Source organism: Aminobacter sp. P4_H6_2 (genome assembly GCF_056400805.1).
In genome coordinates, this window is record NZ_JBFUKO010000122.1 from 1 (window position 1) to 11,054 (window position 11,054).

9 protein-coding genes and 1 pseudogene are annotated in these 11,054 nt (G+C 62.7%); 5 read left to right on the forward strand and 5 right to left on the reverse strand.

What is annotated here, in order from left to right; translation table 11 throughout:
• From AC1DUU_RS11840 to AC1DUU_RS11850, 3 genes are all read right to left on the reverse strand, one after another.
• Window positions 1-1,762 (reverse strand): PDR/VanB family oxidoreductase (locus tag AC1DUU_RS11840; RefSeq protein WP_476783610.1); only part of this gene is annotated, 1,762 nt, incomplete at its 3' end.
• A gap of 34 nt (window positions 1,763-1,796) precedes the next feature.
• On the reverse strand, window positions 1,797-2,702 hold the full coding sequence (locus AC1DUU_RS11845) for an aromatic ring-hydroxylating dioxygenase subunit alpha (protein ID WP_476783611.1): 906 nt from the start codon (window positions 2,700-2,702) through the stop codon (window positions 1,797-1,799).
• A 41-nt stretch (window positions 2,703-2,743) separates the two neighbouring features.
• A complete protein-coding gene (locus AC1DUU_RS11850) occupies window positions 2,744-3,604 on the reverse strand; it encodes an aromatic ring-hydroxylating dioxygenase subunit alpha (protein WP_476783612.1) in 861 nt (286 codons plus the stop codon).
• 242 nt (window positions 3,605-3,846) lie between these two features.
• Here AC1DUU_RS11850 and AC1DUU_RS11855 point away from each other — a divergent pair, with 242 nt between their 5' ends.
• The 5 genes from AC1DUU_RS11855 (at window position 3,847) to AC1DUU_RS11875 (ending at window position 9,367) form a co-directional block, all read left to right on the forward strand.
• Window positions 3,847-4,617, forward strand: coding sequence for a GntR family transcriptional regulator (locus AC1DUU_RS11855; RefSeq protein ID WP_476783613.1), 771 nt, complete (start codon window positions 3,847-3,849; stop codon window positions 4,615-4,617).
• A gap of 48 nt (window positions 4,618-4,665) precedes the next feature.
• Window positions 4,666-5,760: a BMP family ABC transporter substrate-binding protein gene (locus AC1DUU_RS11860; protein ID WP_476783614.1), complete on the forward strand. Its 1,095-nt coding sequence runs from the start codon at window positions 4,666-4,668 to the stop codon at window positions 5,758-5,760.
• Between the two features lie 94 nt (window positions 5,761-5,854).
• On the forward strand, window positions 5,855-7,396 hold the full coding sequence (locus AC1DUU_RS11865) for an ABC transporter ATP-binding protein (protein ID WP_476783615.1): 1,542 nt from the start codon (window positions 5,855-5,857) through the stop codon (window positions 7,394-7,396).
• Entirely contained in the window at window positions 7,380-8,447 is a 1,068-nt protein-coding gene (locus tag AC1DUU_RS11870; RefSeq protein ID WP_476783616.1) for an ABC transporter permease, read from the forward strand. Before AC1DUU_RS11865 ends, AC1DUU_RS11870 begins: the two co-directional genes overlap by 17 nt.
• Window positions 8,447-9,367 carry an ABC transporter permease gene (locus AC1DUU_RS11875; RefSeq protein WP_476783617.1) on the forward strand — a complete coding sequence of 307 codons (921 nt, stop codon included), beginning with the start codon at window positions 8,447-8,449 and terminating at the stop codon, window positions 9,365-9,367. The genes AC1DUU_RS11870 and AC1DUU_RS11875 overlap by 1 nt, the downstream gene beginning before the upstream one ends.
• A gap of 30 nt (window positions 9,368-9,397) precedes the next feature.
• On the opposite strand, the gene AC1DUU_RS11880 is transcribed toward AC1DUU_RS11875, so the two are convergent.
• A complete protein-coding gene (locus AC1DUU_RS11880) occupies window positions 9,398-10,870 on the reverse strand; it encodes a M81 family metallopeptidase (RefSeq protein WP_476783618.1) in 1,473 nt (490 codons plus the stop codon).
• 62 nt (window positions 10,871-10,932) lie between these two features.
• Window positions 10,933-11,054 (reverse strand): annotated as a pseudogene (locus AC1DUU_RS11885) (carbohydrate ABC transporter permease); the annotation flags it as partial.

The following is an 11,054-nucleotide window of genomic DNA, read 5'->3' on the forward strand; positions in this document are numbered from 1 at the left end:
GATCGAGGACAAGCCGCGCCGACTTGGCACGCGACACGCAGGTCATGATCTTGGTGCCGGACATGCGCTCGGCATCGTTGAGATAGACGTCCTGATGGTCCGGCTCGCCTTCGATGACGGTGGCAAGGCAGGTGCCGCAAGCGCCCTGTTCGCAGGACGAGGGCATGTCGATGCTGGCATCGCGCATCACCTCGAGTATCGTCTTGCCGGCCGGCACGGTCAGCGTCATGCAGGAGCGGGCAAGTGCCACCTCGAAGCTTGAGCTGTCGTCGATGACATTGGTGTTCTTGAAGTATTCGAAATGCACCGCCGTCTCGGGCCACCCCATCTCGGCAGCGATATGGCGTGCCGCCTCAAGCATCGGGCCGGGACCGCAGAGATAGACATGCTTGTCCGGGCGGTAGCCGGTCAGGATCTCCCGCAGCTTGGCGCCGGTCTGCTCGGGCGAAAGACCGAGATGCGGCTTGAGCGAAGAGCCAAGCGTGCCGGTCTTTTCAGGGAATGCTAGCTGCGCTTCGTTCTGGGCAAAGTAGTGCAGCTCGTGGCCAAGGCTCTGGTTGTTGAGTGCCTGAGCCATGGCGAGAAGCGGCGTGATGCCGATGCCGCCGGCGACAAAAATGGTCTGGATGGCATCGCGGCGTAGGGGGAAGTTGTTGCGCGGTTCAGAGATCGCCAGGACGTCGCCTTCGCGCACCGTCTCGTGCAGGCAGGTCGAACCGCCCTTGGAGTCGCGCTCGAGCTTGACCCCGATGACGTAGCTATCGCTCTCGCCGGGGCCATTGGTGATCGAATATTGCCGGATGAGACCGTTGGGCAGATGCACGTCGATATGGGCGCCGGGCTGGAAGGTCGGCAGCAGCCCCTTGATCGGCCGAAGCTCGAAGGCGGCAATGCCGTCGGCTGCCTGCCACTTTCTCGCCACCTGGACACGGATCGTCGCCTTGCGGCCGTGCTTGGTCTCTTCCGGCATCTCGGCGAGTTCAGGCGAGACACGCTCGATGATCGGCTCCAGCGGCGCCGGCGCAGGCTGCCGCGCCGCTTCGGCCTCTACTGCCACACGCAGGCCGGAAAGAAGTTCGTTGTGATGGCGCAGCACGGCAAGACGCTGAGCACCTTCAAGCTGGCTGTCGAGCACGCCGCGGATGACCGAGCGGTTGGAATCGACCGGCTGGACAAAGAACACGGCGAGCGTGCTGGCCTCACCTTCGCTGGCCCGCAGAGCTACCGAAAAGGCGTTGGAAGCTTCGACGACAACGCTGGCCGCCGAACCGTCGAGCGCGGCGCTCGGCTGGAAGCGATAACCCTTCAGCTTGGCCGCCACCACGTCCGCCGGCGCATTGACCGGAATGCTGCGCAGCGCCAAAAGCTTGCCTTCGGCGAGCCCTGCCACGTCGGGCACCTCGCCTTGCGCCTCTTCCGCCGACCAGACCAGGCCGTAGCGTTCGACGGCGGCAAAGGTGCGGTTGGTGATGGTGCGTGCCGGTGCGTCGGCCGGGTGCGCCGGGATATAGGTGCAGCCGGCGGTGCGGTTCGAATAGCGCCAGCCATGATACTGGCACTTGAGCTCGCGACCGTCATTGATGCCGATCGAGAGCCGCACGCCGCGATGCAGGCAGCGGTTCTCCCAGATGTTGACGTAGCCGTCGTCGGCACGCCACACGGCGAATTCGCGCCCAAGCAACTGGCCGTGGAAGACATGACGAAACGGCAGGTCATGCGCCGCGGCAATCGGATGCCATCTGGTTTTGGCTAGGTCGAGCATATGTTCCTCGCGAATTCTTGTCTTGTCTCGGTGCTCAGGTGGCGGCCGGGATGACCCCGTAGGTCACGCCCTTCTGGCTCAGCCACCGGCGGTAGGCGATGGCCGACTTGTCGGCACGAATGGGGGTCTCAGCGCGTGGATCGAGTGGCAGGCGCTTGGGAAACTGGTTCTCCAGGATCGGCTTGTCCTGGCCGAAGATGGTCTGCTGGAAGCGCTTGATCACCTTGTCTTCATTGTCCTCGTCCAGCACGCACAACATCATGTGCGCGCGGATATGCTCCTGGTCGATCGGCTGCAGGAACACGGCAATCACGTCGAGCCGGCTTTCGTCGAGCGGGCTCGACTTGTAGAGCACCGAACAATAGGGATGCGGCACGCGGTAGATGTAGTCGACGTCGGCGCCGCCATCCGAGGCGATCGAGGCCATCGGTTGGTAGAAGCGGCAGCGGGTCGCCAAAATCTCGTCGCGGTCGACCGAAATCTCGACGTCGTACTCCTTCACCTCAGTATGAGGCTCGACACCCAGAATGTCGGTATGGACATAAGGGAAATGCCCCATGTCGAGGAAGTTTTCGATCGCACGCGGGGCCGAGACATTGACCCCAAGGGTTGCGGCGTTGAGCCTGCGGCGGTCGGGTTCGGCATATTCAGGGATCGGGAAAATGTCTGCCGGCGGGTTGCCCAGCGAGGTCCAGATATAACCATAGGCAAGCTTGACCGGCAGCGTGCCGTCGAACTTTGCGATGTCGACCGGACCGTCTACTGCCAATTCCGGACGCGAGCGCCACACAGCGGCGTTGCCGTCGCCGTCAACTGCCAGGCTGAGACGTTCTTCGAGCAGGACGGTGTCGACCACCACACCCACAGGTACCTCGACGAGGGCGGCAAGCGGGTGCCAAAGGTCGAGGATCACCTGATCCGTGCATCTCGTCTGCGTCATGTTTCTCGTTCTTCCTTCGTGACTGGCGCGGCTGTCAAACGTCAGAGCCGCGCCGGGATCGCGCCGTATGAAACCGCGCGGTCGCGCAACCAGCGCCGATAAGAGACCGACACCGCGTCGGCGCGGATCGGCGTTTCGGCGCGCGGATCGAGCGGCAGCCGCTTGGGCAGCTGGTTCTCYAGGATCGGCTTGTCCTGGGCGAAGATCAGCTGCATGAAGCTGCGGATCGACGCTTCTTCTATGCCTTCCCTGAGGTAGCAGAGGAAGGGATGCGCGACGCAATTCTCCTCGTCGACCGGCTGGACGAACAAGGTGATGACGTCGAGCCGCTCCTTATCAACCGGATTGCTCTTGTAGAGCGCGACCGTATAGGGGCGGATCACCTTGTAGATATAGTCGACGACGAAACCTTCCTTGGCTGTCGGCGAAGCCACCGGCTGGTAGAACTTGCACTCTGTCGCCAGCACTTCGTCGGCGTCGGTGATATCGACCTTGTAAGGCACCACTTCCGTGTGCGGTTCATCGCCGAGCCAACCTGTGTGGACGAAGGGAAAGTGCCCCATGTCGAGAAAGTTCTCGACGGCACGCAAGCCCGAAACCTTGACCGCGATCGACCCGCCGGTGACGAGGAAACGGTCGGCTTCTTCGGCCTCCGGCACAAAGACTATCTCACGTTCCGGTTTGCCAAGGCAGGCCCACAGAAAGCCATAGCGCTTGGTCGAGTTGACGACGGCACCGGTGTCGTTGCGCACCACTTCCTTGTTGCCACGGCAATGGACAGTGAGACCGACGCCGAGAAGCCGTGTCTGGAACGGTTCGTCCGCCGCCAGATTCGTCAGGTCGGCAATCACGTGCCAATCGTTGAGAAGGACTCTGTCGCTACAAAGGGCAGCTATGCTCATCGCACCCTCCCTGGCTAGCACTTCCCCGTGAACCTAGCTCTGTTATGCCATTATTGGAACCACAGGATTGGATATCAATCAATGGAAAATTGCATGTCAAAGGCCGATTCTTGATTGACAGCTTGATTCGATTGACTACCGATATGGCATTCGCAACTCGGGATATGCAGCACATCCGGTGCTGCCAACGCCTGATGTGAACGCCGAGCAAGCCAAAGGCGCTGGCGGGGGAGGAAATTGCCATGAGCAGTCGCTCGCAGGCCATTGCCGACATTTTGACCCGGGCGATCATCGATCACCGGCTGGTGCCCGGCTGCAAGCTCGGCGAACGCGAACTGGCCGAGATTTTCGACGTCAGCCGCATCGTCGTGCGCCAGGCGCTGATCCGTCTCGCCGATGACGGGCTCGCCCAGATAGAGCGCAATCGCGGCGCCTTCGTCGCTCGGCCCAGCACGCAAGAAGCGCTGGAAATCTACGACGCACTGACGCTGGTCGAGCAGGGCGTGGCCGCCCAGCTCAGCGACCGCCTCGGGCCTGCCGGTTGGGCCGAGCTGCGCCAGCATGTCGAGCGTCAGCGCCAAGCGGTGGCAGCAGGCAACGACGCGCTTGCCGACGTGCTCGGCCAGGAATTCCATACAGCTTTCGTCCGCCTCAGCCGCAACAAGGTGATGCAGGAAATCCACGCCCAGCTGGTGCGCCGCACGACGCTGCTGCGTTCGCTGATCACTGCCGACTTCGACTATTGCAATCTGCTCGACGACCATGCGCGCGTGATCGACCTGCTCGAAAAGGGCCGGCTCAAGCAGGCGATGGAACTGATCGATACGCATCACCGGTCCGTCGTGCGGGGCTACATCATGGACCGGCAGGTATTTCCCGAGCTTTCGCCGCGCGAAGCGCTCGAACCCTATCTCGACGGCAAGACCGGCGCGGCTCCTAAAGCGGCACCGCGAAAAAAGGCGGGAGATAACGACAAAACGGGGGCGCACACCCACGTCCACGCCTCTAAATAGACCCGACGAAAAGCCGGGCGGCTATCAAACCAACAGAGGGTTACCAGCATGTTCAATCTGACCAGACGACAGTTCCTTCAGTATTCAGGTGCGGCGGGCGCGGCACTCGGCACCAGCGGATGGGCCGGCCTTGCCAGCGCCCAGGAGCCGCTCAAGATAGGCGTCGTCTACGTTTCACCAATCGCCGACATCGGCTGGACAAAGCAGCACAGCCTCGGCGTCGACGCGATCAAGAGTGAATTCGGCGACAAGGTCGCCATCACAGTCATCGACAATATCTTCATGCCGCAGGATGCCGAACGCGTCTTCCGCGAACTCGCTGCTTCCGGCAACCAGTTGATATTCGGCACCAGCTTCTCGCACGGCACCCCGATGCAGAAGGTGGCACCGCGCTTCCCCAAGATCGCCTTCGAGCATTGCTCCGGCATCGTGCACCTCGCCAATCTCGGCACCTTCGAGGCCAAATATTACGAAGGCACCTTCGTTGCCGGCGCCGCTGGCGCACATATGAGCAAGGGCGGCAAGATCGGCTTCATCGGCGGCTTCCCGATCCCCGACATCGTTGGCCCGGCGAATGCGCTTCTACTGGGCGCGCAGAGCGTCAATCCCGAGGCTACCTGCAATGCCATCTTCCTCAACTCCTGGTTCGATCCGGGCAAGGAAAAGGAAGCAGCCAACACGCTGATCTCGCAGGGCTGCGACGTCATCTGCTCGATGACCGACACCGCAACCGGCGTGCAGGTTGCGGGTGAAGGCGGCGCATGGTCGATCGGCTACGCCAGCGACATGGCCAAGTTCGGCTCGGGCAAGCAGCTCACCGCCTTCACGCTCGACTGGTCGAGCGACTATGTCGGCGCCGCCAAGGCTGTGGCTGCCGGCACCTGGAAACCCGAAGCGCGTTGGGACGGCCTAGCCGGCGGCGTGGTCAAGATGGCGCCCTATAACGAAGCGATCCCGGCGGACGTCATTGCCAAGCTCAAGCAGCTCGAGGCCGACATCGGCTCGGGCAAGGTTCACCCATATGCCGGGGAGCTGAAGGACCAGGATGGCAACGTCAAGGTCGCGGCCGGTACTGTATTGGCCGATGCCGACATTCGCGGCATGAACTGGTTCGTCAAGGGAATGATCGGCAAGCTCGGCTGATCTTCGCCCATCGCAAGCAAGGCCGCCGGGGCGCAAGCGTCGCTCCGGTGGTCTATGGCTGCGCGTCGTCCAACCCATACGGCAGGACCGGCCCATGACCCCGCGCCTCGAACTGCGCAATATCACCAAGAGTTATCCCGGCATCATTGCCAATGACAGCATCTCGATGTCGATCATGCCCGGCGAAATCCACGCCGTGCTCGGCGAGAATGGCGCTGGCAAATCGACATTGATGAAGATCATCTACGGTGCGGGGCAGGCTGATTCCGGCGAGATCATCTGCGACGGCAAGCCGATCGCCGCGCACACGCCGGCCACCTCGCGCGCGCTCGGCATCGAGATGGTCTACCAGCATTTCGCGCTGTTTGAATCCGTCACCGTGGTCGAAAACATCGCGCTTGCGGTGTCGAGCAATTTCGACCTCGACGCGCTCGCTCGCCAGATCACCGAACTCTCGGCGCGCTACGGCATGCCGATCGACCCGTACCGGCGCGTTCACGACCTCTCCGTCGGCGAGCGCCAGCGCGTCGAGATCGTGCGCTGCCTGCTGCAGGCGCCGAAGCTTCTGATCCTCGACGAGCCGACCTCTGTTTTGACGCCGCAAGCGGTGGTCAAGCTGTTCGAAACCTTGCGCCAGCTTGCGAGCGAAGGCTGCTCGATCGTCTACATCAGCCACAAGCTCGATGAGGTGCAGGAGCTTTGTGACACCGCGACCGTGCTGCGCAACGGCAAGGTGACGGGCACCGCAAGACCCAAGGAAAGCACCTCGCTTGAACTCGCCCGCATGATGGTCGGCGCCGAGCTACCCGAGATGCATGTCAGCCCCTCGGTGCCGAGCGAAAAGCCAGTGCTTGAGGTCCGCGGGCTCTCTGCCCCTGCCCGCGACAAATATGGCGTTGAGCTCAAGAACGTTTCGTTTGAGGTGCACGGTGGCGAAATCGTCGGCCTTGCCGGTGTCTCGGGCAACGGCCAGGCGGAGCTGATCTCGCTACTCAGCGGCGAGCGTACGCACGGCAACGCACTCTCTATCCAGATCGGCGGCAAGGCGGCCGCCCATCTCAATGCCAGCGAACGGCGCAAGCTCGGCATGGCCTTCGTACCCGAGGAGCGGCTGGGGCGCGGGGCGGTCCCGCCCCATGCATTGTGGGAAAATGCCGTGCTCACGGCCCATCGTTCCGGGCTCGTCCGCAACGGCCTCGTCGATCGCGGCARAGCAAACAGCTTCGCGGCAAGGATCATCGAGCGCTTCAAGGTCAAGGCCAATGGCCCACAGTCGAGCGCGCAGAGCCTGTCGGGCGGCAATCTGCAAAAATTCATCGTCGGCCGCGAGATCGCGCTCGAACCCAAGCTGTTTCTGGTCGCCCAGCCGACCTGGGGTGTCGATGTCGGTGCCGCCGCCTTCATCCGCCAGACGCTGGTCGATCTGAGCAGGTCGGGCGCAGCCGTGCTGGTGATCTCCGAAGAACTCGACGAGCTGTTTGAGATTTGTGATCGGCTGCTCGTCATCTGCCAAGGCCAGGTCTCGCCGCCGCTGATCCGAACCAAGACCAACCGCGAGGAGATCGGCCTGCTGATGACCAGGACTGACCGTGGCAACAGCACCAACGGGAGGGGCGAAGTTGCGATTCAGGATTGAACAAAGACCGGAGCCATCCGCCAGAATGCGGGTGGCCGCACCGGTCATCGCGACTGGCCTCACACTGCTCGTTGGCTCGCTGTTGTTTGCAGCACTCGGCTATGATCCGCTGGCGACACTGCAAGCCTTCTTCATCGCCCCGCTCAACTCGGTCAACGGCATCTCCGAGTTGCTGCTCAAGGCTTCGCCGCTGATCCTCATCGCTTGCGGCCTAGCTGTCGGCTTCCGCGCCAATGTCTGGAACATCGGTGCCGAGGGGCAGTTGGTGATCGGCGCGATTGCCGCCTGCGGCGTCGGCCTGTTTTATCCCAATCCCGACAGCCCGCTGCTTTTGCCGCTGATGTTTGTAGCGGGCGCAGCTGGCGGCATGGCCTGGGCCGCCATCCCAGCGTTCCTCAGGGCGCGGATGAACACCAACGAGATCCTGGTCACGCTGATGCTGACCTATATCGCAGCACTCGTGTTGTCGTGGCTGGTGCACGGGCCCTGGCGTGATCCAGCCGGGTTCAACTATCCGCAAACGGCACTTCTGTCGGCCGCGGCGATGTTTACGCCCTTCGATTATGCCTACCGCCTGAATGCCTCGATCTTCATCACCGTGGTCGCGGTGTTCCTGATGTGGCTGTTCACCGATCGCAGCTTCCTCGGCTACAAGATGTCGGTCAGCGGTGCAGCTCCCTTGGCGGCACGATACGCCGGCTTCCGCGAATCCTCAGCCGTCTGGATTGGCCTGCTGGCAGGTGGTGCCGCTGCCGGCATCGCCGGCATGGCCGAGGTCGCGGGACCGCTTGGGCAATTGTCACCGCAGATTTCGCCAGGCTACGGCTTTGCGGCGATCATCGTTGCTTTCATTGGCCGGCTCAACGCCTTCGGCATCGTGCTCGGTGGATTGTTGATGTCGCTGCTTTTCTTGGGCGGCGAAGCAGTGCAAATGAATCTTGGCCTGTCAGCTGCGCTAACTCGCATCTTCCAGGGCATATTGCTGTTCTTTTTACTTGCCGCTGACTTTTTCATTTTCTACCGGCTTCGCCGCATTCCGGAGCACGCCTGATGGACTTGTTCATCGCCATTTTCACCGGCACCATCATTGCCGCAACACCGCTGATCTTCGCTGCCCTTGGCGAACTTGTCGTGGAAAAATCAGGTGTTCTCAATCTCGGCATCGAAGGCATGATGCTGATGGGCGCCGCCTTCGCCTTCTGGGCGGTGATCGCCGGGCTGCCGATGCCTGTCGCCATCATCGCCGGCGCGCTGGGCGGGGCCGCAGCGTCGCTGCTGTTTGGCGTATTGGCGCTGACCTTCCTGACCAACCAGTATGCCGCCGGCCTGGCACTCGCCATCTTCGGTTCCGGCGTTTCGGCCTTCCTCGGCCGCAATTTCGGCTCGGCACCCATCGACGCGCTGAACAAGATGTCCATCCCCTATCTCTCGGAAATCCCGGTGATCGGGCCGATGTTCTTCCGCTTCGATCCGATGGTCTATTTCGCCATTCTCATGTTCTTCGTCATCAGCTGGTTCTTGTACCGCACCAAGGGCGGGCTGGTGCTGCGCACCATCGGCGAGTCACCGGAGACTGCGCATGCGATCGGCTACAAGGTAATCAGGATCCGCTATCTGGCCGTGCTGTTCGGGGGGCTGATGGCCGGTCTTGCCGGTGCCTATCTGTCGGTCGCCTATACGCCGCTGTGGGTCGAGAACATGACCGCCGGCAAGGGCTGGATTTCGCTGGCGCTGGTTGTCTTCGCTACCTGGCGGCCGCTACGCGTGCTGCTCGGCGCCTGGCTGTTCGGCGGCATGACCATCCTGCAGCTGCAGGGCCAGGCGCTCGGCATCGCGGTGCCCTCGGAACTGCTCTCCGCCTTGCCCTATCTGGCGACGATCATCGTGCTGGTCATCATCTCGCAGAACCGCCAGATGCTGGCGCTGCATTTCCCGGCCTCGCTGGCCAAGCCCTTCCGGCCCGCAACGTGACAAGTTGGGCGAGGCCGCGAGCCTTGCCTCTTACGCCCAGGGATCGCTGACCCGCGGCCAGACCGGTCGGGTCAGCTTGGTGTAGTTGGTGACGCGCGGATTGCTCGGGTATGAGCTCGGCGCATCGACATAGATGATCTCGGCTGCCACCGGCGCGAAGCCGGCATAGAAATGGTTGGTCGACTTGACGAGCAGAATGTCCTTGCTCGCCAGTTCGATGCCAAGATTGGAAAAGATGTCGGGCTCGAAGGTCTGCGTCCGGTTGGTGTTGAGGATGACATCGACCTCGGTGCCCAGAATGCGGACGAGGGCTGTCTGCCCGAGCGTCACGCGGCTAGGGCCAAAGCTCTGCCAACCTTCCTCGACTGCCTTCAGAACCTGAACCCTGGCGTCGATCGGCTCRCCGGCCTGAGGTCCAGCCTTACCGCCGAAGCGCAGGTCGATCACAGCACCCTCGCCGGCGGCATGGCAGAAGGTCACCGCGATCGGGTCCCAGATGGTCGCGACGCCGACCTTGTCGAGGCCGCGCTCCAGCATCCTTCGCAAGACAAATGTGCCGTCACCGGCGACCCCACCGCCGGGATTGTCCCAGACGTCGGCAATGACGGCGGGCTTGGCCGGATTGGCCGCGTGCGCCGCAAGCGCCCGGTCGATGCCTTCGTCGGTGTCGACCATATGCATCGCCGTCTTTTCGCGCATGGCATAGAGCTCGCGGCCGAGCTGTCCGGCGAGCGCATCGCCCTTGGCCTTGTCATTGTCCGTGACGACGACGATGCGCGAGCCCATCTCCGGCACGTCGGAGCCCATGAAGCCGTGGATCACCGACACCGACAAGATGCCATCCTTGCCGTGCAGCGCCTTGATGCGGTCGACGAAGGAGCGCATTGGCTCGCGGCTGGTCGGCAGCACGGTGATCATGCGGCAGTCGAAGGTTGAGATGATTGGCTTGATCTCGCCGCGTGCAGCGGCCAGCCCAAGCTCGACGACGTGCTCGCCGCGCTCGTAGAAATCGGTGTGCGGAAACTCGAGGAAGGCCGCGAGCACGTTGCAGGCGGCGACGCGTTTCGGCGTCAGGTGGCTGTGTGGGTCGAACTCCGAAGCGACCACGACGTCGGGTCCGACGATCTCACGGACGCGGGTGAGCAGGTCGCCCTCGCAGTCGTCATAACCCTGCGCCACCATCGCACCATGCAGGCCGAGGATGACGGCATCGACAGGCATGGCAKCCCGGAGCTGGTCGAGGATCTCATCACGCAGCGCCTCGAAGGTCTGCCGCTGCACCAGCCCGCCCGGCTCAGCCCAGGTCGCGGTACCTTCGATCACCGTCAGCCCTTCGTCGGCCGCACGCTTGCGCAGCACAACCATCGGCGACGAGCACAGCGTCGGCGTCTCGGGATGCTGGCCGGGGCCAGCATAAAACGCCATCTCAAACGAGGCGCGGTCTGTTGGCACCGGCGAGAACGTATTGGTTTCGGTCGCCAGCGAGGCGGTGAAGATGCGCATGATCAGTTCGTTTCTTTATGGTTGTGATGGTTGTGCGAAGCAGGCTTGTTGCCCGGCTCCGTTCATTTGACCGCCCCGAGCGCAAGCCCACGGACGAGATAGCGTTGGAGCCAGACGAAAAGTACGGCGACCGGCACGGTGGCGACGAGCGTGGCGGCCATGACGTAGTGCCATTCGACCGTGT

Bases quoted from the DNA above. Each gene is read 5' to 3' on its own strand.
- AC1DUU_RS11855 (WP_476783613.1), top strand. From the start codon at position 3,847: ATGAGCAGTCGCTCGCAGGCCATTGCCGACATTTTGACCCGGGCGATC.
- AC1DUU_RS11845 (WP_476783611.1), bottom strand. From the start codon at position 2,702: ATGACGCAGACGAGATGCACGGATCAGGTGATCCTCGACCTTTGGCAC.
- AC1DUU_RS11875 (WP_476783617.1), top strand. From the start codon at position 8,447: ATGGACTTGTTCATCGCCATTTTCACCGGCACCATCATTGCCGCAACA.
- AC1DUU_RS11860 (WP_476783614.1), top strand. From the start codon at position 4,666: ATGTTCAATCTGACCAGACGACAGTTCCTTCAGTATTCAGGTGCGGCG.